25 protein-coding genes and 2 pseudogenes are annotated in these 26,242 nt (G+C 58.8%); 12 read left to right on the top strand and 15 right to left on the bottom strand.

Going from position 1 to position 26,242, the window contains the following annotated elements; genetic code table 11:
• The 7 genes and pseudogenes from trbL to trbB form a co-directional block, all read right to left on the bottom strand.
• Positions 1 to 898 (bottom strand): P-type conjugative transfer protein TrbL (gene trbL / locus JCM21793_RS15925; protein ID WP_025030998.1); only part of this gene is annotated, 898 nt, incomplete at its 3' end.
• On the bottom strand, positions 879 to 1,082 hold the full coding sequence (locus tag JCM21793_RS15920; RefSeq protein ID WP_025030997.1) for a TrbJ/VirB5 family protein: 204 nt from the start codon (positions 1,080 to 1,082) through the stop codon (positions 879 to 881). The genes trbL and JCM21793_RS15920, both read right to left, overlap by 20 nt.
• A complete protein-coding gene (gene trbJ, locus JCM21793_RS15915) occupies positions 1,079 to 1,876 on the bottom strand; it encodes a P-type conjugative transfer protein TrbJ (protein ID WP_025030996.1) in 798 nt (265 codons plus the stop codon). The genes JCM21793_RS15920 and trbJ overlap by 4 nt, the downstream gene beginning before the upstream one ends.
• Positions 1,848 to 4,295 (bottom strand): conjugal transfer protein TrbE, encoded by a 2,448-nt coding sequence (locus tag JCM21793_RS15910; RefSeq protein WP_025030995.1) that lies wholly within the window; start codon positions 4,293 to 4,295, stop codon positions 1,848 to 1,850. The genes trbJ and JCM21793_RS15910 overlap by 29 nt, the downstream gene beginning before the upstream one ends.
• A 6-nt stretch (positions 4,296 to 4,301) precedes the next feature.
• Positions 4,302 to 4,600 (bottom strand): annotated as a pseudogene (locus JCM21793_RS26460) (conjugal transfer protein TrbD).
• Complete coding sequence (locus JCM21793_RS15900; RefSeq protein ID WP_025030994.1) at positions 4,593 to 4,964, bottom strand: TrbC/VirB2 family protein; 372 nt, start codon at positions 4,962 to 4,964, stop codon at positions 4,593 to 4,595. Before JCM21793_RS15900 ends, JCM21793_RS26460 begins: the two are co-directional and overlap by 8 nt.
• Positions 4,954 to 5,925, bottom strand: a complete 972-nt coding sequence (trbB, locus tag JCM21793_RS15895; RefSeq protein WP_025030993.1) for a P-type conjugative transfer ATPase TrbB — start codon at positions 5,923 to 5,925, stop codon at positions 4,954 to 4,956. Before trbB ends, JCM21793_RS15900 begins: the two co-directional genes overlap by 11 nt.
• A 518-nt stretch (positions 5,926 to 6,443) precedes the next feature.
• Here trbB and repA point away from each other — a divergent pair.
• The 3 genes and pseudogenes from repA to repC all read left to right on the top strand — a co-directional run bounded on the left by repA (position 6,444) and on the right by repC (position 10,374).
• Positions 6,444 to 7,655, top strand: coding sequence for a plasmid partitioning protein RepA (gene repA / locus JCM21793_RS15890; RefSeq protein WP_036540573.1), 1,212 nt, complete (start codon positions 6,444 to 6,446; stop codon positions 7,653 to 7,655).
• 205 nt (positions 7,656 to 7,860) lie between these two features.
• A complete protein-coding gene (gene repB / locus JCM21793_RS15885) occupies positions 7,861 to 8,865 on the top strand; it encodes a plasmid partitioning protein RepB (RefSeq protein ID WP_025030991.1) in 1,005 nt (334 codons plus the stop codon).
• A 193-nt stretch (positions 8,866 to 9,058) separates the two neighbouring features.
• Positions 9,059 to 10,374, top strand: a pseudogene (gene repC, locus JCM21793_RS26455) (plasmid replication protein RepC).
• Between the two features lie 44 nt (positions 10,375 to 10,418).
• Here repC and JCM21793_RS15865 read toward each other — a convergent pair.
• Both JCM21793_RS15865 and JCM21793_RS15860 read right to left on the bottom strand, forming a co-directional pair.
• Positions 10,419 to 10,628: a hypothetical protein gene (locus tag JCM21793_RS15865; protein WP_025030987.1), complete on the bottom strand. Its 210-nt coding sequence runs from the start codon at positions 10,626 to 10,628 to the stop codon at positions 10,419 to 10,421.
• 85 nt (positions 10,629 to 10,713) lie between these two features.
• Positions 10,714 to 11,655 carry a recombinase family protein gene (locus tag JCM21793_RS15860; protein ID WP_025030986.1) on the bottom strand — a complete coding sequence of 314 codons (942 nt, stop codon included), beginning with the start codon at positions 11,653 to 11,655 and terminating at the stop codon, positions 10,714 to 10,716.
• Positions 11,656 to 11,937: 282 nt separating this feature from the next.
• Between JCM21793_RS15860 and JCM21793_RS15855 the strand changes: the two genes are divergently transcribed.
• The 3 genes from JCM21793_RS15855 (at position 11,938) to JCM21793_RS28370 (ending at position 15,795) form a co-directional block, all read left to right on the top strand.
• The gene (locus JCM21793_RS15855) at positions 11,938 to 13,044 is read left to right on the top strand and encodes an RHE_PE00001 family protein (RefSeq protein WP_025030985.1); all 1,107 of its coding nucleotides are present in this window, start codon (positions 11,938 to 11,940) and stop codon (positions 13,042 to 13,044) included.
• A gap of 70 nt (positions 13,045 to 13,114) precedes the next feature.
• Positions 13,115 to 15,217, top strand: coding sequence for an ATP-binding protein (locus JCM21793_RS26450; RefSeq protein WP_051556215.1), 2,103 nt, complete (start codon positions 13,115 to 13,117; stop codon positions 15,215 to 15,217).
• A 125-nt stretch (positions 15,218 to 15,342) separates the two neighbouring features.
• Positions 15,343 to 15,795: a hypothetical protein gene (locus tag JCM21793_RS28370; RefSeq protein WP_051556214.1), complete on the top strand. Its 453-nt coding sequence runs from the start codon at positions 15,343 to 15,345 to the stop codon at positions 15,793 to 15,795.
• Positions 15,796 to 16,011: 216 nt separating this feature from the next.
• Here JCM21793_RS28370 and JCM21793_RS30480 read toward each other — a convergent pair whose 3' ends face one another.
• Both JCM21793_RS30480 and JCM21793_RS26440 read right to left on the bottom strand, forming a co-directional pair.
• Positions 16,012 to 16,164: a hypothetical protein gene (locus tag JCM21793_RS30480; protein WP_244439807.1), complete on the bottom strand. Its 153-nt coding sequence runs from the start codon at positions 16,162 to 16,164 to the stop codon at positions 16,012 to 16,014.
• Positions 16,136 to 17,371 (bottom strand): hypothetical protein, encoded by a 1,236-nt coding sequence (locus JCM21793_RS26440; protein WP_244439806.1) that lies wholly within the window; start codon positions 17,369 to 17,371, stop codon positions 16,136 to 16,138. Before JCM21793_RS26440 ends, JCM21793_RS30480 begins: the two co-directional genes overlap by 29 nt.
• A gap of 249 nt (positions 17,372 to 17,620) precedes the next feature.
• On the opposite strand from JCM21793_RS26440, the gene JCM21793_RS15835 reads away from it, so the two are divergent.
• Genes JCM21793_RS15835 through JCM21793_RS30475 form a run of 3 tightly spaced genes read left to right on the top strand, consistent with a single transcriptional unit; the run spans position 17,621 to position 21,134 of the window.
• Positions 17,621 to 19,582, top strand: a complete 1,962-nt coding sequence (locus tag JCM21793_RS15835; RefSeq protein ID WP_244439805.1) for a TIR domain-containing protein — start codon at positions 17,621 to 17,623, stop codon at positions 19,580 to 19,582.
• Positions 19,579 to 20,592 carry an argonaute/piwi family protein gene (locus JCM21793_RS26435; protein ID WP_244439804.1) on the top strand — a complete coding sequence of 338 codons (1,014 nt, stop codon included), beginning with the start codon at positions 19,579 to 19,581 and terminating at the stop codon, positions 20,590 to 20,592. Before JCM21793_RS15835 ends, JCM21793_RS26435 begins: the two co-directional genes overlap by 4 nt.
• On the top strand, positions 20,535 to 21,134 hold the full coding sequence (locus tag JCM21793_RS30475; RefSeq protein WP_244439803.1) for an argonaute/piwi family protein: 600 nt from the start codon (positions 20,535 to 20,537) through the stop codon (positions 21,132 to 21,134). The genes JCM21793_RS26435 and JCM21793_RS30475 overlap by 58 nt, the downstream gene beginning before the upstream one ends.
• Positions 21,135 to 21,275: 141 nt before the next feature.
• Here JCM21793_RS30475 and JCM21793_RS15825 read toward each other — a convergent pair whose 3' ends face one another.
• Complete coding sequence (locus JCM21793_RS15825) at positions 21,276 to 22,115, bottom strand: phage exclusion protein Lit family protein (protein ID WP_025030982.1); 840 nt, start codon at positions 22,113 to 22,115, stop codon at positions 21,276 to 21,278.
• A gap of 108 nt (positions 22,116 to 22,223) precedes the next feature.
• On the opposite strand from JCM21793_RS15825, the gene JCM21793_RS15820 reads away from it, so the two are divergent.
• The 3 genes from JCM21793_RS15820 (at position 22,224) to JCM21793_RS15810 (ending at position 24,756) form a co-directional block, all read left to right on the top strand.
• Complete coding sequence (locus JCM21793_RS15820; protein WP_025030981.1) at positions 22,224 to 22,817, top strand: DUF6088 family protein; 594 nt, start codon at positions 22,224 to 22,226, stop codon at positions 22,815 to 22,817.
• Complete coding sequence (locus JCM21793_RS15815; RefSeq protein WP_025030980.1) at positions 22,810 to 23,847, top strand: nucleotidyl transferase AbiEii/AbiGii toxin family protein; 1,038 nt, start codon at positions 22,810 to 22,812, stop codon at positions 23,845 to 23,847. The genes JCM21793_RS15820 and JCM21793_RS15815 overlap by 8 nt, the downstream gene beginning before the upstream one ends.
• A 102-nt stretch (positions 23,848 to 23,949) precedes the next feature.
• The gene (locus tag JCM21793_RS15810; RefSeq protein ID WP_025030979.1) at positions 23,950 to 24,756 is read left to right on the top strand and encodes a restriction endonuclease; all 807 of its coding nucleotides are present in this window, start codon (positions 23,950 to 23,952) and stop codon (positions 24,754 to 24,756) included.
• 286 nt (positions 24,757 to 25,042) lie between these two features.
• Here the strand turns inward: JCM21793_RS15810 and JCM21793_RS15800 are convergent, their stop codons facing one another.
• The 3 genes from JCM21793_RS15800 to JCM21793_RS15790 all read right to left on the bottom strand — a co-directional run.
• Positions 25,043 to 25,393 carry a DsrE/DsrF/TusD sulfur relay family protein gene (locus tag JCM21793_RS15800; RefSeq protein WP_025030978.1) on the bottom strand — a complete coding sequence of 117 codons (351 nt, stop codon included), beginning with the start codon at positions 25,391 to 25,393 and terminating at the stop codon, positions 25,043 to 25,045.
• A gap of 27 nt (positions 25,394 to 25,420) precedes the next feature.
• Positions 25,421 to 25,786 carry an SHOCT domain-containing protein gene (locus JCM21793_RS15795; protein ID WP_081784743.1) on the bottom strand — a complete coding sequence of 122 codons (366 nt, stop codon included), beginning with the start codon at positions 25,784 to 25,786 and terminating at the stop codon, positions 25,421 to 25,423.
• Positions 25,787 to 25,836: 50 nt separating this feature from the next.
• Positions 25,837 to 26,242, bottom strand: a 406-nt coding sequence (locus JCM21793_RS15790) for a rhodanese-like domain-containing protein (RefSeq protein WP_025030976.1), incomplete at its 5' end; no start/stop codon positions are given.

Genomic DNA, 26,242 nt, shown 5'->3' with positions numbered 1-26,242 from the left:
CGCCTGCCGCGAAGCTTGCCGCCTGAGCGCCGTGACGGATGGTTTCCATCCCGCCGGTGACCGAGACGCCCTGGACCATGCCCTGCACGATGTTGGGGACGTACATCGCGATGACGAACACAACGACGGAGATGCCGGCGATTGCCAGCGTCGCCAGAAACTCGTCGCCGGTCGTTGGCGAATTGGCGAGGTTGATCAGAACCTCAGATCCGATCCGCGCGATCATCACCAGTGCCATCAGCTTCATGCCGACGGAAAAAGCGTAAATCAGATAGCGGACCGAGAAATCCTTGGTGAAGCTCGAACCGCCGAGCCCGAGCATGATCATGCCGGCGAGAAGCCCGACATACATCTCCACCATGACCGAGACGAAGATCGCCGCAACGAGGCTGAAGCAGATGACCGTGATGACCATGGCGAAGACGGCGGCGATCGCCAGCGCATTGTCCTCGAACAGGCCGAACTGCGCCTTCGCCGACATGGCGCTGGCGACTTCAAGCCCAGCGTTGAAGACGTTCGCTGGGGAAGCCGAACCGCCCCCGGCCCCGATCTGGAACAGGCTGTCGACCACCGCCTTTGCGAAATCCGGACCCTGTTCGAGGATGAAGACGAACAGGCCGATGAACATGATGCGCCGGACAAGCTCGGCGAACCATGTGTCGAGAGAGGCCGCCGCGATCGCGAGCCAAACGGCGGCGATCCCGACCTCGATGCCGGCGAGAATCCAGAACAGCGATCTGGCGGCGTCGAGGATCGTCGTTTCCCACCCCTGAGCCGCCGTCGCAATCTCGTTTTCGAGATTGGTCAGCAAGCTGCCTTCCTGGGCCAATGCTGGATTCGCCCAGAGAGCGATTCCTCCGATTGCGAACAGGGCCAGCCTAGTTTCCGGACGTGCCATCGGCCCCGCCTTCGTTACTGCCCCATCGCGGTCGCATCTCCTGCCCGCCTTCGAAATCGTAGTGCTGCCGTTCCGGGGCGACGGTCGACGCAGGCACTTCCGGCTCGGTCGTTGCGTTCCAGACAACGATGCCGATGACGACAACAACGACCGCACAGATCGCGATGATGAAGAGCCTGATCACCAGCGTGGCTCCATCGTCTGTCCGCCCGATGTCGAGGGCGTGGTTGAGTTGAAGAACTCCTCGCGACGGTTCTGCGCGAGGTCCTTCGCCGCCTGTTCGGACTGGTACCAGGTGCCCATCATCGTCACCTGTTGCGAGACGAGCCCACGCAGCTTCTGTGCCTGGGCGACTTGCTGGGCGGCGATCTCATGGCCGACCTGCAACGCCTGCATCTGGCCGACGGACGACTGCGACATCGAGCGTAGCTGGCTCATCGTCGATTCCTCGGAGCTGAACTGGTCGGCCGTCAGTCCCGCCGCCCTCAGTGTCGCCCCGATTGTGTCGCGGTTCGTGTCCGACCAGTCCTGATAGCTCGTGGAGAAGGTCTGGCCATTGGCGAGGCCTGACTTGAAATCGGCAAAGCTCTCGAACCGCTGCCGCAGCACGTCATCGGCGTTGCCCATCGAGAATGCGATCGATTGACCCTGCTGGACGAGACCCTGCAACTGCATCAGATCGCTTTCGACCTGACCCCAGACATGGCTCGGCAGCGTCAGCGTGTTCTGCAGCATGTTCTCGTAGATCCTCAGCTGGTTCTGGATCTGCTCGGCCAGCTGCGTGATCTGGGTGACCTGGTTCTGGATTTGCTCGGCCGACTGTCCGACGAGACCGACCAGCTCGCCATTGTTGAGGATCTGCGTGAATTCCGTCGCTCCGAAGAACCCACCGCCGCCGGCATGGGTACTTGTGGCCGACGAGACTGTGAGGATTGCAGCCACCGCAATCCTAGCTGTGCGTGAGAATGCGCTTGGCATCATCCACTCCCCTTTCCTCCAGCCAGGCCGCCGGCCAGTCGCTGCCGTGCGTCTCGCTGAGCTGATCAATGCGTTTGAGATTGTCCTTGCCGGACGCCCCGACGAAGGCGAGCGCCACGGGCCCGAGCGACATATCGAAGAGCCGTCGGCCTTCGGGTGAGGCGACGTAGTATTCGCGCTTGGGAATCGCCGTCGCGACGATCTCGATCTGCCGATCGTTGAACCCGATCCGCTCGTAGAACTCGCGCGTCCCCGATTCCCGTGCCGCGCCGTTGGGCAGGCAAATCTTGGTCGGGCAGCTTTCCTTCAAGACATCGATAATCCCGGACTGCTCCGCGTCCGAGATCGATTGGGTGGCCAGCACGACCGCGCAATTGGCCTTGCGCAACACCTTCAGCCATTCGCGGATCTTGTCGCGGAACATCGGATGGCCGAGCATCAGCCAGGCCTCGTCGAGAATGATGAGGCTTGGCGCGCCGGTGAGGCGTTTTTCGATGCGGCGGAAGAGATAGAGCAGAACGGGCACGAGATTGCGCTCGCCCATGTTCATCAGTTCCTCGACCTCGAACGTCTGGAACGATCCAAGTGTCAGACCGTCCTCTTCCGCGTCGAGAAGCTGCCCCATCGGCCCATCGACGGTGTAGTGCTGCAGGGCGGTCTTGATCTCCCGCATCTGCACGCCACTGACGAAATCGGAGAGCGAGCGGCCACGGGCGTCGGCAAGCAGACCGATCTGCCGTGCGATCGCATTGCGGTGATCTGGAGTAATTGTCACGCCCTGCATGGCGACAAGCGTCTCTACCCACTCGGCCGCCCAAGCGCGATCGCCGTCTGTCGAGAGCTCGGCCAGCGGGCAGAAAGCGAGTGCTGTCCCCTCCCCTGCTCCGATCTCGTAGTGATCCCCGCCGGCGGCCCTGGTCAGCGGATAAAGCGACTTCCCCTTGTCGAAGGCGAAGATCTGCGCATGCTCATAACGCCGGAACTGTGCGGCGATCAGCGCCAGCAGTGTCGACTTGCCCGATCCCGTCGGGCCGAAGATCAGCGTGTGACCGACGTCGTCAACGTGAAGGTTCAACCGGAAGGGAGACGAGCCGCTGGCGACCTGCATGAGCGGCGGGGCGTTTGGCGGATAGAATGGGCATGGCGCGACGGCGCTGCCCGCCCAGACGGAATTGACCGGAATGAGATCGGCAAGGTTGCGCGTGTTGATCAGCGGTTCGCGGACATTGGCTTGAGCGTTGCCCGGCAGGCTGCCCAGATAGGCCTCGGTGGCATTGAGGGTTTCGATGCGGGCGCCGAAGCCTTCCGCCTGCACCAGTCTCCTCACCGCCTCGGCCTGATCGCGGAGGCGGGCTTCGTCACTGTCGAACATGACAATGACCGGCGTGTAGTAGCCGTAGGCGACGAGTTGGGACGAGGCCTCGGCGATCGCGTCCTCGGTCTCGGCGACCATCGTCATGGCGTCCTGGTCGATCGAGCGGCTCTGGGTCTGAAAGAGCTGATCGAAGAAGGGCCGGACCTTCTGCTGCCACTTCTTCCGGGTGCGCTCGAGCTTTTGCCGCGCCTCCTGATCGTCGAGGAAGATGAACCGGCTCGACCAGCGATAGGTCAGTGGCATCAGGTCAAGCGAATTGAGGATGCCGGGCCAGCTCTCGGCCGGAAATCCGTCGATCCCGACGACGGCGAGATAGCTGCCGTCGACCATGGGCGAGAGCCCATGATGAAACTCGGCCGTCACCAGCCAGTCGAGATACATCGGGATCGCCGGCAGTCTGACCGGATGGTTCTCGCCGAGAATGCAGAACCGGATGAACTGGAAGAGTTCGTCGTATCGCGCCTCGTCGCCGCTCTCCGGATGAACGACGGTTCGCGTGACCATGCGGCGGATCATCAGGACATTGCCGAGATATTGCTCGACCTCGCGGATCGAGGTCTGGAAGGAAGTGAGCACCCCGTCGGCATAGGTTTGCGAGCGGCTCCCCTCGTCGGAATAGACGTAACGGGCCATGGCCGAACGGCGCGGCTCCGGCGGCCGATAGGTCAGGATCAGCGCATGCTGGCTTTCATAGTGGCCCCGCTCGGCCATGAAATGGTCGCGCCGCTGTTCGTCGATCGCACGCGTCACCGGGTCGGGAAAATGGCAGTCTTCGCGGGCGGTATAGGCCGTCGTGGGCACGCGAACCGCTTCCACCTGGATCATCCAGCCCGACCCGAGCCGCGAGAGGATGGCGTTGATCTGCCGCGAGACCTCGTTGCGCTCGATATTAGTGGAGCTCTCAGAATCCGGCCCGGCAAAATACCATCCCGCCATCAGCGAGCCGTCCTTCAACAGGATGACCCCGTCGGCGACCAGACCGGCATACGGCAACAGGTCGGAGAAGGACGGTTTTGAGTTCCGGAATTGCTTGAGGGCCACCATGGTCGGTCAGTACCTCCGCCAGGGCGATGATGTCGGACGGTAGTTCGGCCGGTATCCGATATGACGCAGATAGACCTGCCGCATCATCGGGTCGGCTTTCGCATGATGCGCAGCACGCCGACAACGCCGATCCAGATCGCAATGCCCAGCAGCACCGAGAACCAGGTCAGCACGACGAAGATCAGAATGACAGTCGCAAGCCCGGTGACGAGCACCAATTCGCGGTCGGCGCCCATCAGATGGTTCGGCCGCGACAGCGCCCGGTGGATCCGCGCTGTTGCGAGGGGAGCGACAGAGTCAGCCATCGCTCCCCTCCCCCGCCGCACTCAGGTCCGCCTGACCAGGGAGATCAATCGAGGCGCCCGATGCGCCGAACAGACCGACGATCTGCGTTGCGCCCAGCAGGATGCCGGCCACCAGGACGACGTACATCAGCCGCCGCGCGAAATCGTTGAGCTCGCCGCCAAAGATCAGCATGCCGCCGGCGACCGCGACGGCCGCAAGAGCGATGAAGCCCGCGACCGGGCCTGTGATCGACTCCTGGATCGTCTGCAGGGGCCCTTCCCAAGGCAGACTGCCGCCGGAGCTGGCAAGCGCCGGCGACGCGGCGACGCAAGCGATGGCAATCAAGAGCCCCAAAATGGCGGGGCGGCGGAATTTATGCGGCATGGCTGTCCTCATCGATCTGTGCGTGATGTTCGGTTTCGTAAGTCGCGCCGTCGAAGCCTCTGAGGCGCAACACGTCGCGGACACGGCGACCTGTGGCGGTGCGTTCGATGGAAACGACGAGATCGACCGCTTCCGCGATGACCTCGCGCATTGGCTGTTGGCTTGCCTCGGCCGTGAGCTGCTCGAGGCGCCGCAGAGCGGAATGCGCATTGTTGGCGTGGATTGTCGTGATGCCGCCTGGGTGGCCGGTATTCCAGGCCTTCAGAAGCGTCAGCGCGGCGCCGTCGCGAACCTCGCCGACGATTATGCGATCCGGCCGAAGACGCATGGTGCTCTTGAGGAGGCGCCCCATGTCGACCGTGTCCGTCGTGTGCAGGCAAACCGCGTTCTCCGCGGCGCACTGGATCTCGGCGGTGTCTTCGAGAATGAGCAAACGGTGCGCAGGCGTCTCGCTGACGATGTCGGCGATCACCGCATTGGCTAGGGTCGTCTTGCCCGATCCGGTCCCACCCGAGACGACAATGTTCAGGCGATCGTGGACTGCGTGGCGGATCAGGCTGGCCTGCAACTTGGTCATGACGCCGCTGGACACATAGTCGGACAGCGGGATCAGGCGGGACGCACGTCGGCGGATCGTGAAGCTCGGCGCACTGACGACCGGCGGCAGCAGGCCTTCGAAGCGATGGCCGTCGATCGGCAACTCGCCGGAGATAATCGGCTGGTCCTCGTCGACCTCGGTTTGCAGGGCGTGGGCGACGGTGCCGATAATGATCTCGGCCGCGCCCGGTTTGAGCTCACCGATGCGCTCGATCCCCTCCCCAAGCCTTTCCACGAATAGCCGGCCGTCCGGATTGAGCATCACCTCGACGACATTGACGTCTTCGAGCGCGGCGCAGATGGTGTCACCAAGCGCATCGCGCAGCTTGCGGATCAGCCGTGACCGAGAGGACGACGCAGTCATAGCGCTCCTCCTCTCGGTGCAATCCGGGCACCATCGTTACGAACAAACAAGGTTTGCATGACATCCGCCGCTGCTACTCAAAGGTGAGTTGCGGCTTTTGCCGCATGAGGCGGAATCGGTCATCCCGGCAGTTCTGCCGGGGTCGTCCCCTGATTGGTGCTGGAACGGTTCCTAGCTGGGGCTTTGAGGCGACTCACTTTGCTGAGTCGGGTGCGAAATTGGCCGATTTCTGCGAATTTCGGCTTGTCGAAGTTTGCCGATTGGAAGATTTGTCGATGGGCCCCGGCAAATATGCCGGGGAAAGAATCTGGCAGCGTTCTTGATCGAGCCGCTATAACACTATGAAAAATAGAGGGAAAATAGCGCCCGTGGCGGTATCTTTCGGATTCTCAGCCGACTCGTGTTAAGGGCTCGTTAACCAAAATAATCTTGCTGCGCCACGCTTCCTGGGTATGATCACGGAAATTCGCCCGTTCTGCGAAATAACCGTGATTAAAGAGATTAGCGTGAACGCTCCGATGCAGATTAACAGATCAGACCTTCCTGATGTCGATGACGTAATCGGCGCGCACGCTGAACTCCTCGGCTCGCAGTTGCACAGCATCAGCGAAGCCCTTTTCCCTCCCGCGGCAAGCAAGGCGCTTCGGAAATTCACCTCAGGCGAAGCAGCGAAATTGATCGATGTTTCGGATTCGACACTGAGAAAGATGTCATTGGCCGGTGAAGGCCCACAACCAGAAACCACGACAAACGGGCGGCGCTTTTACTCGCTCTCCGACATAAACGAGATACGGCGGATGTTCGCGCGAAGCGCCCGTGGGCGCGAGGCGATCGAGTTCGTTCCGCACAGGCGGGAGAACGAGCATCTCCAAGTACTCGCTGTTACCAATTTTAAGGGCGGCTCAGGCAAGACTACCACCTCTGCGCACCTCGCACAGTATCTGGCGCTTCAGGGGTATCGCGTGCTCGCTGTTGATCTTGATCCTCAAGCGAGTCTGTCTGCGCTGTTGGGTGTTCTTCCCGAATTGAACGTCGGCCATAACGAGACGCTCTACGCGGCGATTCGATATGACGAAGACCGTCGGCCACTAGGTGATGTGATACGCAACACGTACTTCGACGGACTCGATCTTGTCCCTGGCAATCTCGAGCTCATGGAGTTCGAACATACGACGCCGAAAGCGCTCGCTGACGGAACTGCGTCCGACGGCGGGGCGATCTTCTTCGCGCGGATCGCAAGTGCCCTCGACGACGTCGCAGATGACTACGATGTCGTCGTAATCGATTGCCCTCCCCAGCTCGGGTTTCTGACGCTCAGCGGCTTATGTGCTGCTACGTCGATGATTGTCACGGTTCATCCGCAAATGCTGGATGTGTCGTCGATGAGCCAGTTCCTTCTGATGACCCGTGACTTGCTTGGGGTGGTTCGTGACGCTGGCGGACAGCTCAAGTTCGACTTCGTCCGATATCTGTTGACGCGCTACGAGCCGCAAGACGCTCCGCAAACCAAAGTGGTTGCGTTGCTCCGCAATCTTTTTGATGACCATGTTCTCACCAACCCAATGGTCAAGTCAGCCGCGATTTCCGACGCTGGCCTGACGAAACAGACGCTATATGAGATTGGGCCCGGCAACCTCACGAGAAGTACATACGATCGTGCAATGGAGTCCCTGAGCGCGGTGAACGGCGAGATCGAAGAGCTGATGCGCGCAGCATGGGGGCGATCATGACGAACGCAGGTGGCCTCTTTGAAGCGAGTGTGTTGGGAGCTCCCAACACGCGAGGTTCCCTTCGACGTGAGCCTATTGTCGTGGCTGTTGGGAGCTCCCAACATATCCGCCGTGCAGACAGAGCAATTGTCCCAAAGCAGTTCTGTTGGGAGCTCCCAACAAGCCCCCTGCCCCGAAGCGGATGGCCAAACTCGGGTGTGCAGTCATGAGCCGCAAAGACGCAATAAACTCCCTCTATCTCAAGAAGCCGGAGCCGGCTGCTGGCGAAAGCGAGAAGCCGTCGGAGCGCGTACGCACCGGCGCTATTTCGGCGATGGGAACTTCCCTGAAACAGATGACCGATGGCGCCAAGCTGGCGACCCGGCTGCAGGAGCAGCTCGAGAAAGGCGATGTCGTCGTTGAAATCGAGCCCGGTACGATCGAGCAGTCTCCCATAGCAGACCGCATCCCGACCGATGTTGATCCGGCTTTCGACGAACTTGTTCAATCCATATCCGACAATGGTCAGCAGGTTCCCATTCTCGTTCGCCCCAGTCCAACGGGACAAGGGCGGTTCCAGATTGCATACGGTCGCCGTAGGCTCAAAGCTGCGAAGATGCTCAACCGGCCGGTCCGCGCCATAATCAGAAAGCTCACAGACCAGGAGCTGATCGTCGCACAGGGCCGAGAGAACCTCGATCGCGAGGATCTCTCATTCATTGAGAAGGCCTTCTTTGCGAAAAATCTGGAGGACTCCGGCTGCGACCGGTCGACAATTGTCTCGGCGCTGTGTTCGGACAAGGCTGACGTTAGCAGATACATAGCAGTTGCACGCCGCGTTCCGGAACATCTCGTTAAGCGCATCGGACCAGCACCAAAGGCCGGTCGTGCCCGCTGGCTCAAACTGGCGGATGGGCTTGAGCATGCCGGCGATTCCTTCGAGGCAGAGAAGGTCTTCAGCGATGAGAAGCTAGCCGGCGCGAACAGCGACACGCGATTTCAGGCTGTTCTGCGCGCCGTTGAGCCCAGGAAGGCGAGCAAAAAGGCCGCAAGCTCGAATATCTGGAAGACCCCGACGGGAAAGCGTGCGGCCAAGATAGAGGACCGCAACGGCCGAACGACGCTCACTTTCGAAGACAAGGTCGTTCCGGAGTTTGCGCGATACGTTTCCGCGCAGCTCGACGACCTTTATCGGCAATTTCAATCTAGCAGAGGGGAGGGCGGCGACTGAATCAACGGCCGAAACCTTCGGCCATACGGAAAATTGGCAAAGAAAAAGGCCACCGAAATCGCTTCCGGAAGCCCCTTCTTTAGTCTCAGCAGCTAGAGAATCGCACTTCCGAGAATCACAGTCAAGGCTCTTTTGAGTCGTGAGCGCCTTTTCGGCGAGCAGTTTTCTATTGCCTAGCGATAGGTGAAAGAAAATGCAGACGCATATCACAACGACGCCCTTTGGGCGGCGGCCGATGACGCTTGGCCTAATGGCAAAGCAAGTCGCCGCGAAATCCATGCCGCAAGGCGCCAAGGTCGAGAAGTGGAAGACCTTTCACGCGATCCGGGATGCCAAGGAGCCGCTTGGCGCCACAGATCGTGCTTTGGCGATCCTTAACGCGCTGCTGTCGTTCCATCCGGAGAGTGAACTGACATCTGAAGGCGAACTGATCGTTTGGCCTTCCAACGAGCAATTGACGGCCCGGGCAAACGGTATGTCGCCGGCGACCCTTAGACGTCATCTGGCCTGCCTGGTCGACTGCGGCTGATCATCCGCCGCGACAGCCCGAACGGAAAGCGGTTCGCGCGCAAGGGCAGGGGCGGCCAGATCGAACAGGCCTACGGCTTCGATCTCTCGCCGATCGTCGCTCGCGCTGAGGAGTTCGCGGAGCTCGCAGAGGCCGTCCAGGCCGAGAAACGCGCCTACAAGGCCGTCAGAGAACGCCTGACCCTGTTGCGGAGGGATATTGTCAAGATGATCGACGCCGGCATCGAGGAGGGCGTACCGGGTAATTGGGACCTGATGACGCGGACCTATCAGGAAATCATGTCCAAGCTTCCCCGCACGGCGCCACGTCAGGTACTCGAGGACATTTGCGAGGATCTCGAATTGCTCTGGGTGGAAGTCCATGAAACCCTGGAATCATTCGCGAAATCAGAAAATATGAGCGCCAATGAATCTCATTCTGAGCGCCACATACAGAATTCAAAACCAGACTCCATATCTGAATCTGAACAAGGCTCTCGAAAAGAAAATGAGGCGAGCGGCACCGCCGAGGAAAATGGCAACCTGTGGAGCTTGCCGAAACGGGAGTTGCCATTGGGTATCGTGCTGGATGCGTGCAAGGGCTGGCGCGATCTGGCCAAGGACGGGGAAATCCGAAACTGGCGGGACTTTTTGGCGGCCGCTGAGGTCGGTCGCGTAATGCTGGGGGTCAGTCCAAGCGCCTGGCGCGAGGCCTGCGAGGTTCTCGGCGATAAGCACGCGACGATTACGCTCGCTACGATCTATCAGCGGGCCGATCAGATCAACAGTCCTGGCGGCTATCTGCGCAGCCTGACCGACAAAGCGCGGGAAGGCAAATTCTCGGCATGGCCGATGATCATGGCTCTGCTGAACGCCAAGCTCGAGGCGGACAAGGCCGCAGCCCAGGCGTCTTCTCAGACCCAGCAACCGCCAGAGAGCCGGGAAGGGGGCTTTGAAGTGTCTGATGCTCTTCGTCAGTCGATGAAAAAGTGGAATTCATGACGCGGATCGGGGGCAGGAGAGCCGGTTTTCGCCAGGCCCTTGCGTCACTCGCTGTCGACGAGGCAGTCAAAAGCATCGAGGAGGGTGTCGACGATCGTCTGGCCGAGAGTATTGGCCGCGCCGGAGAGTTGCGCTTCGTCACCGGATCGGGCGGCCGTGGCAAGCGCAGAGCCTTGCTCAACGATGATCGTGTTGGCGCGATCGATGGCCCATTGCGCAAACTCTTCGCGATTGTTGATGACCATCGTATCCATGAGAGTGCTCCCGGCTTTACGCTTTGTTTGCCATGTTTCGCCTACGGTCGAGGCGCGCGATTTGTACTGCGTTCGCGCCTGCGCATCACCCCGGCACTTCTGTCTCGCCGGCGTCGATCAGGCCGCTGCGTTTCGCGCGGTCGATAAGGTTTTTGACGGAAGAGGGCGCCCATTTGGTGCCGCCCCGCGGCGTGCGCTCATGCAGCCGTTCGAGCTGAGTGCCGATCTCGCGCAATGTAAGCTCCGGATTGGACGAATGGATTCCAGCCACGAGCGTCATCAGACGATGTTCCGGCGGCCGTGGTGGCGACTTCCGCAAGAGTGACGCATCGACCATGCCTTCCGAGACCATCCATTTGACCGCCCGCCGCAGCCGTTCCGGCGTCCAGTCGAAACCGCGCTGTTTGAGAACCCGGGTAATGTCGTCCCATGTATGGTCCGGACGCATCCGCTTCACGATCGGAAGCCATTGGGAAGCCGTCGCCTGGAGGCGTTCGCCATAGGCCGCTTGTTGCGCCAGCTTCATCTTCGAGAGCATCTCTGGCCGCCGCTCGCGAATCCCCGGATTGCCAGGTAGGCGTCCCTTGGCCTTTGCCGCTGCGATCCCGGCCTTGGTCCGTTCGGAGATCAAGGCGCGCTCGAGCTGTGCCACGGCGCCGAGGACCTGCAGCGAGAACATGCCCTGGGGCGTGCTGGTGTCGATCGGATCCCTCAGCGACCGGAAATGCGCGCCCTTTGCCGTCAGGTCCTCGATGACATCCAGCAGATGGCTGACGGATCGTGCCAGGCGATCGAGCCGCACCACGACAAGCGTGTCGCCGGCACCGATGTCCTGAACAAGCCGTGAGAGGGCAGGACGGGCGCGAGAAGCCCCGGAACCGTATTCCTCGACGATCATTTCGCAGCCGGCCGACCGCAACTCCATTTCCTGCGCCTGTGTCGCCTGCTCGTCTGTAGAGACGCGCGCATAGCCGATAAGCCGTCCCTGTGGCCGACGAGACGTGCGAGCTTGGGTTTCAGGGGCCATTTGCTGCGCCTAGGAGATCATTGAGAGCCATATTTCCAAACATAGAAGATACGGATAACTGATCGTTTGTAAACGTTGCTTGAGTGTCTTTCTGACACCTTTAAGCGCGGAAAACCCCGGAAAAGCGGGCTCTCTCGTCGATCTGAGCGCCGATTGCCGGGTCTCTGTTCAATCCCGAAGGCCGCAGCGTTCTTTATTAATAGAGGGGCTGAAGAATTACCGGTGTGACGGAAGCAAGAAGCGTGTTAACTTCCGTATCATAGTTGAAACGCCGTGTTATCAATGGTTTATGAAATCGAAAATCTGACCCATGAGACCCTTCTAGGGCAGGTCGCAGCCGCTGAGGATACTCTTGCCCGGCTCGATGAGCGCGTCGCCCGGTCCGAGGTCGGTGCAGGCTTCGCCGAGCGGGCCGATTTCTTCGAATCCGTCTCCAGTATGTGGGTCGGCGGCGAGCTCGTCCATCTCGAGGACCTGGTTCTCCACGACGCACAGATGGACATTCGCGCGCCCAGCCATGAGCTTGTGATCGCGCACCGCATTGTCCGGGCAAGGCGCCGGGTCTCGCGAAACGATCCGGGCTGGGCGGTTTCGCGGTCGGCCATCATGGCGCTGGCTGGCGTCGCGGAAGAGACCTTTGTCGAGTCCGAACCCGTCGACAGGGGAGGGGAGGGGGTCGAACTCGACTTGGTCGATCACGATGCGCTGTCTCCCGAGTTGGCCGAGATCGATGAGGTCCTCGCGCGGACCAAATGGCTGGTGGATGGCAACGAGCCTGCCGAGCCAGGAAAGCGAGAACCCGAGCTCAGTGTCGGCGAGCTGCTCATTCGCGATCCGGATTGGGACGAAGGCGAACGGATCGGCGAGTGGCTTGAGCTGGCCAAGCAGGTCGAACGGCTTCCGGCCACGCTGGCCGCAGCGGTTCTCTGGGATGCATGGGAACATCTCGAGCCCCTGCAGCGGCAGCATTGGCTCGGGCAAGTCCTGGTTTCGGATTTCCTGCGATCGCGCAGAAAGGTTCGATCTCATTTGCTGGCCTATGCGGTTGGCTTGCGGGAAATTCCACGCGAGCGCCGCCGTGCTCGCGATCGGACCGTGCGACTGGTCGCCTTTCTGGATGCGATGAGTGCGGCCGCCGCCGCCGGGATGAAAGACATCGACCGACTGACTCTGGCAAAACGCCAGCTCGAGCGGAAAGCAACGGGCAGGCGATCGACGAGCAGCCTTCCGGTCGCCATTGACCTGCTCTTGTCGCGGCCGATTGTGTCGGCTCATATGATTGCGAAGGCGGCTAAGGTTACACCACGCGGGGCCTTGAACGTGGTGGCTGAGCTCGGCGTGCGCGAGATGACCGGTAGGGGGCGCTATCGCGCGTGGGGGATACTCTGATGTCCACTGGTTTGACGATGGACCAAGAAAAACTCACCGTCTATGTTCGCCTTTAGTTGGGGGATGAAAGATGCCATCTTTAAAATCGAACTTGGTCAAAAGAATTGATAGGCTGCCAAAACCGGCCAACGCCGCCGATGCTATGCAGCCTCTTTTTGAGGCGGTTAGCAATTCGATTCACAGTACACAGGATCGATTTAAGGACAAAGTCGCAACTGGCGGGAAGATCATCGTCACGCTGACTATGGAAGGTCGTCAGGCACCCGAAAGGATTATCGTCGAGGACAATGGCGTCGGACTGGATGGAAAAAACTACGATGCCTTTACGACGACAGACACCGACAACAAGATTGCGCGTGGAGGGAAGGGTGTCGGACGCCTCTTGTGGCTCGATTGCTTTGAAGAAATCAGCGTTAAGAGTACGTCATTTGAGGATGGGACTGAAAAGCAAAGGTCGTTCCGCTTCGTGCTGTCGCAATCGGATCAAATCCAGGATTACGAAGAAAGCGAAGTCGAAGCCGCTCAGGCCAACACAGGCGTAATGATTGAGTTTGGAGCGCTCCGGGACAATGGCTATCGCGCCAAATTCCCGGGTCGCGCCGCCTATGTTTTTCAGCACTTCACCTCGCATTTCTTGCCGACCTTCATTGGAAAGCGCTCTCCGACCATCACCGTGCATTGCGGTGACGAAACCCGCCACTACCCTGAAGAGATCAACTCGATCATTCATCGACGCGAGACGATCGAAAATATCCCGACCGAAGAGTACGGGCCGCTGACTCTTACGCTCATGGAATGCGACAAGGTTGCCAGCTCAGATCTTCAAGGCTCGCACTTCGTTCATTTCATCGCTCATGATCGAACGGTCCACTCCCAAAAGATCGACGGCAAGTTAGGGCTGAAATATTTTGGGGCCAATGAGGATAGAGTGTTTCATGCCGTTCTGACCGGAAAATTCCTCGACGATAACGTCAATCAGGAGCGCACCAAATTCCAGTTTGAAGACGCTGTCCTTGAACGCATCGTAAATGACGTTTGCGCACCGCATATAGAAAAATTCCTCGCAGGACCGCTACAAACACTGCGGCAAGACCAGCGGACGCGCGTCAAGGCAATCACGGAATCCTACCCATCAGTAGCCTTCGGGGATGTTGATGAGCTCCAGGAAAAGCTCCCGTCCGGCGAGCTTAACGATGATGCCATCTTCGGACATCTGTCACGCGAGCGATATCGCAGAGACCAGCGTCAAGCCGAAAAGATTCGCGCAGTGCTCGAGAGGCTAAAGGAGCCGACTGTCGATGTAGATGCGTTCGCGAACGCGATCGAAGCTGCCGGCAAGGCGATAGAGGAAGCCGAACAAAAAAGCCTCACGGAGTATATTGTCCGACGAAAGGTCGTGCTCGATTTCATCGAGATCCTACTTGAAAAGGTTCGCGACGACACGCGCGACAGCAGTTACCAGCGTGAAGACATCCTCCACTCCTTCATCTGTCCGATGCGTGTGAACACCTTGGCCGATGGCAGCCAAAAAGTGGTTGCTGCAGCTTCACATGACTTATGGATCATTGATGAGCGATTGACCTTTGCCCAGTATTTTAGCTCGGATGAGGAGTTCCATAACCTGTCTGATGCGGTCGCTAGCGAGGAGCGCCCGGACGTCTTGATTTTCGATCATGTACACGGGCTGCGACAAACAGAAGATCCCTCGCGAGTGTTGCTCGTCGAGTTCAAGCGACCTGGGCGAACGAGTTATTCTGCGGATGAGAACCCTCAGCATCAGGTCGAGCGCTATGTCCGTCGGCTGCTGGAGGGAGGGAAGCTAGATGTAAAGGGGCGGCCGATTAAGCTGAAGGAGGATACGGTCTTCTATTGTTTTATCGTCGCTGACATCGTGGGCAAAATGGACGACTGGACCTACTCATGGGATCGAACGGCTGATGGTAGAGGGCGTTTCTATCAACCTCGGTCGGGCTTTAAGGGATCAATCGAGTTAATTTCGTGGGACACTCTCCTTAGCGACGCGAGAGAGAGAAATCAGGCCTTTTTCGACCGCGCCGGTATCTCGGGGAAAAGCTTCTTTATCGAGGCACAAGAAACAGCTCATCAGCGTCTTCGGGCGGAGGACAAAGCGGCCACGAACATGGATCCATCAGTTGGCGCGACCGCGGTGTGATAGGAAAATAGCAACGATAAGGGTGGGACTAGCCCAAGCTTTGCGGAGGACTGTATGGGCTGATAAACCTTGAAGACCGCGAGAAACGGGCCATCGCCGCGATCGACAATGGCGAGCTTGATCGGTTGGTCGATGAGGCCATCACCTATGAGCAACACGGCAAACTCAATAATCTGCCGCTGCACGACTGTGGAGACTATGTGTCCAGCAGGTTGCGATACCTCGATCGAGCGCTTGCCGATTACCGGAAAGCAAAGTCGGCCAAAAAGCGCGAAGAGACACGTTATTATGCGCAAAAGGCTGGTCGCGATCTGACCTTTGCGGTCAGGCAAATGAAGCAGCGACTGGAGGTCGAGGAGCGTGAGGGTCAGATATTTCATGTCTTCGACCCATCGATGCCCCTAGTCGCTCCGAGCGAGAGCATGCGGGTCCGTGTCAGCTATCGGTGGCGCGAGAGCCCGGAAGACGATTGGAATTCTGGATCCATTCTCTTCAAGTACAAGTTTCGGCCCCGCAGACCCCTACACTCTCACGCAACCGAAGCCGAAGCGAAAGCCGAGCGCGCGAAAGCTGGCTGAAGATCGTGAGAATGAGCTGCGCCGCGAATGGGAGCATCTCGAGCAACTGGCGCATTGGTCAGTGCGAGATTACTTTCGGGCAGGGCACGACGGTGCTGACATTCCTGACGAGTTTGAGGTCAAAACCGACGATCGCGACCATCTGAACAATTTCAGTGCCGACTTCTGGGAGCGAAGTCGCGGCTCGTAGTGAAGGCGGCTCGAGGTCTATATGAGTCATCGAAGATGCGAGCCCGGAAGGCCGTCGTCATCGCCGAAGAGCAGATGGTTGGGAAGTGGTCCCGTTCCTTTGGCCGATCCCACCGGATACCAAGCCATGGTCTCGGTGACAGCGGCGCTTTCATTGCGCGCAGTGACAAGCTCGTTCATGAAATAGTTCCCGTACACCATTCGCAATCTGGTTGTTCCAGTCGAAGGTTCGCATCTGGTCACGATTGAGTTTGTGTCGAAGCCCGTCCGCGCTGTTGCCGCCGACGGCTTCGTATCCAACGTGGATAGCGCCGGGGCGATCGCCTGGGAGCTGATCAGAGGCGCGTGCGACGAGTCCCCTGAAGTGCATTGCCTTTCGACGTGCGGCTTCGTCTGAATCGGATCGCCAGGCCACAAGGCTGACGTGGTCGACCCACGTCGCATGAAGCGGCCGACCCTCGGCCGGCTGCCATTCGCCTTCGATGGTAAAGTCCATGGTTGGTTCATAAGCACCGAGCAGCAACTCAACCATTCGACTCGACCCAAAATAGATATCGTCGTGTGTCAGGACGCTGTGCAATTGTGCCCAATCGACATCAAAGACGACACCGGCCGCTCCATCGTCAGCCCATTCAAACGGCTCATTGCCATCTAGGAAGGTCTCAACCCGGTCGACCAAATAGTCGTCACCGAGGCAATGAAGCTCTTCCTTGAACCGAACGAGAATGATGAGTGGCCGACCAGCTTGCCGTGACCTGGCGTGCGCTCGTTCAGCCATACGTTCTCCAGCCAGTCGCTCATTGCGAGCGTATCCCGACCGGCCGGCGCGCTTGCACTCCACGGCCCAATGTGAGCGTCCGCGATCGACGAACAGGTCGTTGCGTTTGCCAAGCCCTGGTGCTTCAGGAACGAAGGACACACTGCCCCATCCTCGCCGTTTGTAGGTGGCCGCGACCAGGAGTTCGAAGATCCCATCGTCCGGTTGCGACAGGTTCTTCGTCATCAAACGTTCGGCTCTTTCCTCTGCGCCCTCGATCTGCGAAAGCGTTGAAAGCATTTGACCGATCCGCCTGAATAGCGTCACGATCCGATACCCCAAGGGCAGGAAGAAATCAGGACGAATGGTGGGATCGGCATAACGCCGCGCTTGATGCAGATACCAAGCGATCTCGTCAGCCGGGTCGAAAAGCGGGACGCGATCACCGAGGGCCCATTTTTCCTTTGCCGCCTGGAATGTCGCCTCCACAGCGTCGGCACGAGTCTTCCACGCGTCGGAAGGAACCAACTGTTCAAGCCAGTCGGCGGCTGTAAGAATTGCCTCGTCGCGCCAGTCCTGACCATGCCTCTGCGCTATCCAGGTGATGTCAGAACTGGGGATGTTGACCATTCCGTGTTTCCACTACGCACCAATTTCTTAGGTTGATCATTTAGTATCGCTGATCTCATGCACAATATGCGTGCAGGAACGCCGATCTGATTCGCTACTGATATGCTACGAATACTATTTGCATATGATTTGTGGATGATTTGCACCGGCTACGTATGGCGCACCAAAGAAATGCCCAGGACTTTAGTGCGCAAATAGAAAGCAGTGTGGGCCAAATTAGTCGAAATCGGTTGTTTCCGATTGTGCCGCTTGACCCTTCTGATTCCGTACCGCCATGCTGTGCCTATGAAATATGATTTTTCGAGCCTTTCTCACAACGATTTCGAGGATCTCTCCCGCGATCTGCTGGGGCGTGAACTGGGTGTGCGCTTCGAAGCGTTTCCAGAAGGCCCAGATGATGGAATGGACGGTCGCCATTGTGTGGGCGAGGGATCGATCATCCTGCAGGCAAAACACTATTACCGCTCTGGATTTTCAGCGCTCAAATCAAAGATGGGCAAGGAAAGGGCGTCGATCGATCGATTACAGCCAAAGCGCTACCTTCTGACGACCTCGACGCCGCTCACCCCAAATAACAAGCGAATCCTTGCGGGCATCATCGGACCGGCCCTTCTGTCCGAGGGTGACTTGATTGGGCCTGACGACCTAAATGCTCTCCTCAGAAAATTCCCGGACATTGAGAAGTCCCACCAACGGCTCTGGGCACAGAGCACGACGGTCCTTGAGGAGGTCGTCTCAGGCGCTGTCAAACAGGCAATGGCCCGACCGAGCGAAGTCCCACCTGTCCTGGCAAATTTTCTTTCGCCTCGCGGTTCCACAGAGGAAGGCACCGAGGTTGTCGAGCGCGACGTGATCTATCTGATCAAATCGTCACCGATCGACGACGAGTTCGTTCTTTGGCTTGCACCCAAGCTCGAGGCTGAGGGATATCGTGTGTTCGCTGACATCCTCACGCTGCAGCCCGGTGATCGTTGGCGTCGGGAAACCAACGCTGTCTTGCAAGCTCGCACAGCGAAGGTCTTGTTGCTCTCCAAGGACGCAACGCTTGCCGACCAACATGTCCAGGACGATCTCGACATAGCACTTGAGACCGGAAAGGAGCTCGGCGACAGCCGGTTCATTATTCCGTTGCGGCTGGAACCTGGACGAAAAGTCAAAGGAATTGGCGATGCGGTCCCGGTCGACTTCGTTCGCGGCTGGGCCGAGGGACTAGCAACACTCGTCGATGCGCTGTCGCGTCAGAAGGTTCCGCGCAGCTCAGACGCTCCGACGATTGACCGAAACTGGGAGATTTTTCGCAGACGCGGAGCGGTCCCGCTCGTCGAAGAATCCGAGCGTCTGACTTCAAATTGGCTTCGCGTCGTTGAAGCTCCCGATGTCATTCGGTTCTACGAGGCCTCGGGCGTCATCGACGCTCGCTCGCTTCAGGCGGCTATCGATGCCTACCCATACCCAAGCGCGCTCCAGGGATCTGGCTTCATCACCTTTGCTGCCCAGGCCGAAGTTGATGAGGCGTTCGAGTCCGCGGGACGATTTAAGCTGAAGCGCGAAGTTCCGCTGTTAGACTTTGTAGACAATGGCATACCGGAGATCGGCATCGAGCGCCAAGTGGCCTCCAACCTCGTCATCGCGATGTTGAAGAAGGCTTGGTACGCATACTGCAAGAAATGCGGATTCCTTGAGTATCAGTATTCCAACGGAACGGGGTTTCACGCATCGGCAGAACAGGCACCGACGGGTCAACGCATCCCATGGGGAAGGCAGGGAGAGCGGCGCTCCTCGATGCTCCGCAACGTGGCCAAAGGCCACATCTGGCAGTTCGGCGTAACCGGCATGCCGTTTTTCTGGCCGTTCTGGCATTTCAAGCTGAAGTCGAGGGTACTCTTTTCGACCGACAACGGTACTGCGACAGGGATCGATATCGACGACCCAAAGAAGCTTCATCGGCTGAGAAGGAGCCTGTGCAAGGGCTGGCGAAACAAACAATGGTATGGCCGTATGCTGGCATTCCTTGAACTCCTTTCCGGCGAGTCTGCCTACATTCGGTTGCCGATGTCTTTGGACACCGCGATCGTCCTCGAAGCGGCCCCCGTATTGTTTTCGTCACCTGTCAGCACAGCGCTTCCTGACATTCTCGACGCCGATGAGGAGGAGACCGACCTTAGCACCTTGGGACGGCCGGCTAATGACGACGAGGAGGGTGCGGCATGAAGTTCCCCGAAACTTCGCTCAAGGTCGAACATTTTCACGAACCAGAACTCGAGTTCTCCTTCGGGCAAAATAGTCCGCATCCGAAGGATGGTCTTTTCCTGTACGGGCCGCACGCGAAGGCAAAAAAGACCCGGGATATCAGGGTAGGAGTCGTCGGCACGAGCGCGGGGATCAGCCATTTTCGCAACTGGAGCCACAAGCTCAAAAAGGTCGTGGAGGTTCCGCCGCCCGGAAAGGGTGAGAAGGCGGACCGGCTTCACCTAGCCAACTTCCCCGGACTGGAAGAAACTTTTGGGATCACATTCGATCCTGATGAATGCAGCGCGCTTTCGATTCCTCCGCAAGACATCGACAGGGCGACCCGTATTCTCAACCTCAATGAAGCTGTCGAGAAGGTTTCACAGCTTTACATCGACCGGGTGAAAAAGCACCTCAAGAATGAGGAAGGTTCGGTTGATCTTTGGGTGCTGGTCTTGCCGGAAATTGTCTATGAAAGATGTCGGCCTGGTTCGAAACGAACCGGTCTTCCCATGGAAAAGGGCGACTTCGGCAAGAAGCAGAAGACTCGTTCAGATCTTCCTCTTTTGTCGTCCGCGGGCGTGATCGATCAGTCAGGCGAAGAGATCTTTGAAGACGTTCCGGACTTCCATCGCCGGATCAAAGCAGAGTTCCTAAAGATTGCGCCGACGCAGCTCATCCGGGAAACGACACTTGCGCCAGAAGCGTTTCTCAACAAGGCCGGGTATCCTGTTCGAAAGACGCAGGATGCGGCCACAGTCGCATGGAACTTGGCGACGGGGCTCTACTACAAGACCCAGCCTTGTCCGCCGTGGCGTCTTGCCGGTGTACGACCTGGAGTTTGCTACATCGGCATGGTGTACAAGAGCCTGCCCAACGATCCCGATGGCCACGCCTGCTGTGCGGCCAGATGTTCCTCAATGAGGGAGACGGCGTGGTCTTCCGCGGAGCAAACGGCCCCTGGAAGACGGGTGACTACGAATTCCATCTGAAGAGGGATGCAGCGAAGAACCTCCTCGAGCTCGTCCTGGAAACCTATACCTCTACGTATGATGGACCGCCGAAGGAGCTGTTCATCCACGGGCAGACATACTTTAATGACGAAGAGTGGAACGCCTTCGTCGAAGCGGCGCCAAAAGAGACAAACGTGATTGGTGTTCGCATACGCACCACGGGCGGCGAAATGAAGCTCTTTCGTGATGGCGATTACCCGGTGCTGCGTGGAACGGCATTACTGCTGGATGAGAAGACAGCCTATCTGTGGACGACGGGATATGTTCCGCAGCTTGATACCTATATCGGCCCGGAGACCCCGAATCCGCTTCACATTACGGTCATGCGAAGCAAGAGCGCCTTGCCGGACATTCGAACGGTCCTTGCAGACATCATGGGCCTCACGAAGATCAACTACAATTCCTGCAACTTCAACGACGGTCTGCCGGTTACAGTGCGCTTCGCACGTATGGTGGGTGACGTGCTGACGATGGGTTCTGCGAAGGGTGAAGAAAAGCAACCCTTCAAATTCTATGTGTAATTGGCGCTCGAATTGTAGCGTCTGACTTTATGCTCTCAGCACAAAGCGGTTAGCGCGTTCCCAATTGCCTCGTTTGTTTGACTATTTCCCGGTGCTCAGCCTTGGTTGGAGAGACTTTTCATCGGCGTCGATTAAGGCCTATCAGCCATCGATGAAGCCATCTTTTGCGCTGTTGGCCTGAGGTAGGTCGGTCGTCGGATCGAAGAAGGCCTTCAGGGCATAGTGACTGATCTCCAATGCCGTACTTTCGTTTGCGATGTCGCCGAAAGCGTCGAAAGCATCGGCAAACCGTTGGGAGGCGGGCGGGTGTGTTGCTGTGGTCTGGCGCACCTCGTCGATTAGTCCGATCCATATGAACGCTATGCAGATCGCCAATGTTCGGAATTCGCGTTGTGGCTCGCCCGGCGCTTGTTCGAGGATCCATTTTACGGCCCAGGCGTCGGCCTCGCGCTCTTGCTGGTGCATGAGCGTAGTGTGTACCTGGTGTCCAAGAGCAATGTGCCCGCACTCATGCAGGATCACCACGCTTGCGGCGGCTAAGAATATATTGTTGATCAGGCCATCGGGGGAGGAGGGCTCTGCCAAGGTATTGGGTTCTGCCGGGGCGCCGCTCCAGGAAAACGCTTCGCTGCGTATGAGCGCCAAGGCGGCGTTCTTGAGCTCGATGATCTCTGAGCCTGGGCCTCCCGGCTCAATTGCGATTTGTGACTGTCCGGATGCGATGGCAGTTCGAGCTAGGCGCCATAAGATATTCACGGAGGCAGTCACGGCCCAGAGGCTCAACAACGCTGCGTGAGTTCCCTCAATCTCCTTTCTTTTCGGAAATGCCTCGAAATTCGCCGGGCCATTGATAATCTCCAGGATCCACGGCTCGCCTCCCATTGTCGCTAACAGTTCGTGACTGCGTTCGGGGGCGATCCTGAAGGGGCTTTCTCGAAGTGCCTGGACAAAGCCGCTCGTTAATCGTTCAGCGTCAGTCATTCCAATTGCTCCGTTTGAGGGCGTTGAACATGGCTCTTGAATGTCAGAAAAAAATACACTATTTTCTGACATATGAAAAGCACGACCACATCAGTTCCTGATCAGATCATGCGACGCGCCCGCAGCAGTGGGCGTGGGGGCGTCTTCACGCCGCAAGACTTCCTCGATGTGGCGGCACGCGCGGCTGTCGACCAAGCGCTCTCCCGCTTGGTCAAGCGCGGAAAGCTGCGCCGCCTTGCACGCGGTCTCTATGACTATCCAAAAATCCATCCGAAGCTGGGCCCGCTTTCACCCGCGCCTGATGACGTCGCGCGCGCGCTTGCGCGGGAGACCGGTTCGCGCGCGCAAATCGCCGGCGCGCACGCTGCCAATGTGCTCGGGCTGTCGGCACAGGTACCCGCGAAGAGCCTGTATTTGACGGATGGGCCTTCACGCCGGATCGTTCTTGGTAAGCGCGTGGTCGATCTGCGGCACGCTTCACCCAAACATCTGATAGCACCGGGCAGTCCTGCCGGGACAGTTGTCCAGGCCCTTCGCCATGTCGGGCCGGTACGAGCTGATGACGTAGCTCGGGTTGCCGTGGGCCGGCTGTCGGCCAGTGACAAGAAGGTGCTTGTCTCCAGCGCAGTTCAGGCTCCCGCCTGGATGCGGCCTACACTGATTTCGATCGGCAACACACCGGCGGATGCAGTGAATGGATAAGGTTGCTCTCCTGCCAGCAAGCGATCGGGCCGCGCTCTTTGGAGAAACGGGCGCCGGCCGTGGCGTCGCTAACACGATCATCGAGAAGGACTTCTGGGTCTGCTGGACCTTGAAACGCCTGTTCGGTCTTCCGCAGAATGCGGCGGCGAGCCTGGTCTTCAAGGGTGGTACGTCTCTCTCAAAGGCCTTCGGGATCATCAGGCGCTTTTCGGAGGACATCGACTTGTCGTTCGATCGGGCCGATCTCGGCTACACAGGTGATCGCGATCCGGAAAAAGAAGGGCTCAGCCGGAAGAAGGCAGGGCGGCTCATTGATGATCTTGTGGGCGATGTGGAGAAACACATCGCCCACAACCTGCTTCCAGCACTTCGCGCAGCGATCGCCGACGAACTCGGCGAGCCACAAAAAGAGGAGTGGTCGCTTTCAATCGATGATGCCGACGCGCAGACATTGAACTTTCACTACCCGATCGCGCTGCCTGCCTCAGAATATCAAGGGATGGCCTACATCACGCCGCGGGTGAAGCTGGAACTCGGCGCGCGAGGCGATCCATGGCCTGCAGAAAAGAAGGTCATTCGGCCCTACGCGGCAGAGGATTTCCCTGACTTCTTCGAGGACCCGGATACGACCGTCACGGTGCTCTCGGCACGGAGAACCTTCTGGGAGAAGGCGACCGCGTTGCACGCGGAGGCGAATCGTCCGGCGGAGTCGCCAACGCCGCAATATTTCTCGCGACACTATTACGATCTCGCTATGCTATTTGGTTCCGATGAGGGCAGGGCCGCCGCAGCTGATCTTGAACTCCTGGCCACAGTGGCAAAGCACAAGGCCACCTTCTTTCGCTCAGGTTGGGCCAGTTACGAGACAGCGCGACCAGGAACGTTGTTGTTGTTGCCCAGCGAGCCCCGGATCAAAGACTTACGCTCCGATTATCGTGCCATGGCACCCATGATGTTTGACGAAAATCCGCTCTCGTTCGACGAGATACTTGCCAAAATCGGAAAGCTTCAGGAATCAATAAATACCTAGCTCATTTTTCCAAGCTGTGGGGGAGGCCTTATTAGCTCGATACGATCCATCGATCTCCGTCTTGTAGATGATCTCGTTGACTTCGTCCGAGGGCAGGGTTTCGTGCTGGACTTCTCTGACGCGAGCTTCGCCGAGTTCTTTGCGTCGGAGCTCCAGGTCGATATCGATGACCCGAAATTCTCTGTGAAGGGTGGTTCGAAAGGCAAGCGCCTGCGATACTTCCTTCAGCACTGCGATGATGCCACAGCAGTTCGCGCTCTCGCAGCACTTTGGGAGCATCGGGTCGAGTACCTTACCCGCAATGATACGAGAGACCCGGTCAAGAACGCCGAAGACCGCTATCAGGCGCTGATCAATCGTCTCTCGGGCAAATCCGCCCGGCCATCGGCCACTACAAGTGCAGCAGTTACTGCCATCGACAGCAAGAAGATCGCGAAAGCCAAGTCGGACCTACTCCAGGTCTCATCACTCGGTCCCCAGGCTCGAGGCTACGCGTACGAGACATTTCTCAAGGACTTGTTCGACGCCTTCGGGCTGGCCGCCCAGGAACCTTTCCGGCTCCGCGGCGAACAGATCGACGGCAGCTTCCAGCTTGGCAGTGACGTCTATCTGCTGGAAGCCAAGTGGCAGGGGCATCCGATTGGCGTTGCCGATCTGCACACGTTTCATGGCAAGATCGAGCAAAAGGCGGCATGGACGCGCGGCCTTTTTGTCAGCAATAGCGGTTTCAGTGATGATGGCTTAGCCGCCTTTGGCCGCGGCAAGCGCGTAATCTGTATGGACGGCCTCGACCTCTATGAAATGCTGGATCGACAGCTTCCGTTGACGCAGGTTCTTGAGCGCAAGGTTCGCCGCGCTGCCGAAACAGGTTCGCCGTTCGTCCGCGTTCGCGATCTCTTTCCAGTTTGACACCGGAGAGGGACGTATGGCGCAGTTCGACGATTGGTGTGACGCTGTAGATGGTGAGGTTGGGGCCCATTTTCGAAGGGTGATGACCGGACGGGCGGGTGATCTTGGCACAGGCGTAGGCGCTACGGCCGCTATTGTTCCCGGTCACTACGCATCTGAAGAACACGTCGCGAGAGCTCTTCGCCGATTGGGGAAATCCTCATCGAGGAACGGCCGCATGGCGGCGGCGACCGCGGGGTCGATCGGCGTGCTCGCATTGTAGTCGAGATAGATCCGGGCCATCGGTTCAGAACACCAGCACCTTGTCGGCGCCAAGCGTCTCATCGCCGAGTTCATCCATGGTGCTGCGCCGCGCGCCGTCCATGACATCGTCGTCGGTCATGCCGCGCGCGTCCATGCAGGTGCCGCAGAGCAACACCGCGCCTTTCGCGGTGACGCGCTTGAGCATGCGCTCCATGTTGTAATAGCCGTCCGGCGTCTTCTGCCCCTTGCGGGCGGCGATGACGGCATCGGCCATCAGGAAGACCGTGATCCCGGCCTCAGGCTCCTTTTTCATGAGCGTGTGGGCGAGGCGAAGGGCATTGTAGCAGCGCTCGGTGCCGTAGGGCGGATCGTTGAGGATGAACAGGGTCTTCATGTGCCTTGCCTCCATCGCGGGTAAGTGTCATTCGCTAAGGATGCGTCGGCGTTCCTCGAATTCATCCTTGTCGATCTCACCACGGGCGAAACGTTCCTTGAGGATATCAAGAGGTGATTGCGCCGTTGGAGACTGATGGGGCGCGGTGGCGTGCCACGGCCCGCCGAGCCAACGGACAATGAGAACCGCGACCGCGATCACGACGGCAAGCACGAGGATCATGAAGATTGGCCCGAAGATCATGCCGAACCAGCCGCCCTCCCATCCCATCATGTGCGGCCCCCAGCCGTAGCGGTCATAATCGGGCGATGATTGTTGCGCCCATGCCGTGCTCGACAAAAGGGCGCTTGCGGTGACCGCCAGAAAGGCAGTCGATACTGGAAATCTTGTCATCTTCGTTCTCCTTCTCGATTTGACCCGGACAGTTGCGGCTACGGATGGCGTTATCGGGTCAGTTCCGTCGCCTGGCTGTTCTCGATCGGCCGTCCGTCCCGGTTCCACTGTTCCATGCCGCCGCGCAAAACGCTGACATCGCTGAAGCCGGCTGCTCCGAGCATTGCTGCGGCAGTTGCGGAACGTTTGTCCGTCTTGCAGACGAGAATGACAGGCCGCGCCTGAGACGCGCTGATCTCGGTCAATCTGCCAGGCAATTCACCGAGCGGGATGTTCAACGCGGCCTCGATATGTCCGAGAGGACCGGTGAATTCGTCGGGACCGCGGACATCGACGATTGTGATGCCGCCGTCACGTAAGCGATCCGCCAGGGCACTCGCGTCGATCCACCGGTTCTGGTCGCCGCGCAGCCGGCGGATCAGCCTTGGCAGGAAGGCGATCGCCGCCAGCAGGCCG

The organism is Nitratireductor aquibiodomus NL21 = JCM 21793, assembly GCF_000615975.1.
GTDB lineage: Bacteria > Pseudomonadota > Alphaproteobacteria > Rhizobiales > Rhizobiaceae > Nitratireductor > Nitratireductor aquibiodomus.
This window is presented reverse-complemented; position numbering and strand designations above follow the sequence as displayed.

Excerpts from the sequence above, each read along its gene's own strand:
- JCM21793_RS15855 (WP_025030985.1), top strand. The coding sequence starts at position 11,938 with ATGGTTTATGAAATCGAAAATCTGACCCATGAGACCCTTCTAGGGCAG.
- JCM21793_RS15800 (WP_025030978.1), bottom strand. The coding sequence starts at position 25,393 with ATGAAGACCCTGTTCATCCTCAACGATCCGCCCTACGGCACCGAGCGC.
- repA (WP_036540573.1), top strand. The coding sequence starts at position 6,444 with ATGCAGATTAACAGATCAGACCTTCCTGATGTCGATGACGTAATCGGC.
- JCM21793_RS15860 (WP_025030986.1), bottom strand. The coding sequence starts at position 11,655 with ATGGCCCCTGAAACCCAAGCTCGCACGTCTCGTCGGCCACAGGGACGG.
- JCM21793_RS30480 (WP_244439807.1), bottom strand. The coding sequence starts at position 16,164 with ATGAACGAGCTTGTCACTGCGCGCAATGAAAGCGCCGCTGTCACCGAG.
- trbB (WP_025030993.1), bottom strand. The coding sequence starts at position 5,925 with ATGACTGCGTCGTCCTCTCGGTCACGGCTGATCCGCAAGCTGCGCGAT.
- JCM21793_RS15820 (WP_025030981.1), top strand. The coding sequence starts at position 22,224 with ATGCGACGCGCCCGCAGCAGTGGGCGTGGGGGCGTCTTCACGCCGCAA.
- JCM21793_RS15795 (WP_081784743.1), bottom strand. The coding sequence starts at position 25,786 with ATGACAAGATTTCCAGTATCGACTGCCTTTCTGGCGGTCACCGCAAGC.
- JCM21793_RS15865 (WP_025030987.1), bottom strand. The coding sequence starts at position 10,628 with ATGGATACGATGGTCATCAACAATCGCGAAGAGTTTGCGCAATGGGCC.
- JCM21793_RS26440 (WP_244439806.1), bottom strand. The coding sequence starts at position 17,371 with ATGGTCAACATCCCCAGTTCTGACATCACCTGGATAGCGCAGAGGCAT.
- repB (WP_025030991.1), top strand. The coding sequence starts at position 7,861 with ATGAGCCGCAAAGACGCAATAAACTCCCTCTATCTCAAGAAGCCGGAG.
- trbJ (WP_025030996.1), bottom strand. The coding sequence starts at position 1,876 with ATGCCAAGCGCATTCTCACGCACAGCTAGGATTGCGGTGGCTGCAATC.
- JCM21793_RS15815 (WP_025030980.1), top strand. The coding sequence starts at position 22,810 with ATGGATAAGGTTGCTCTCCTGCCAGCAAGCGATCGGGCCGCGCTCTTT.
- JCM21793_RS26435 (WP_244439804.1), top strand. The coding sequence starts at position 19,579 with ATGAAGTTCCCCGAAACTTCGCTCAAGGTCGAACATTTTCACGAACCA.
- JCM21793_RS15910 (WP_025030995.1), bottom strand. The coding sequence starts at position 4,295 with ATGGTGGCCCTCAAGCAATTCCGGAACTCAAAACCGTCCTTCTCCGAC.
- JCM21793_RS26450 (WP_051556215.1), top strand. The coding sequence starts at position 13,115 with ATGCCATCTTTAAAATCGAACTTGGTCAAAAGAATTGATAGGCTGCCA.
- JCM21793_RS15825 (WP_025030982.1), bottom strand. The coding sequence starts at position 22,115 with ATGACTGACGCTGAACGATTAACGAGCGGCTTTGTCCAGGCACTTCGA.
- JCM21793_RS15900 (WP_025030994.1), bottom strand. The coding sequence starts at position 4,964 with ATGCCGCATAAATTCCGCCGCCCCGCCATTTTGGGGCTCTTGATTGCC.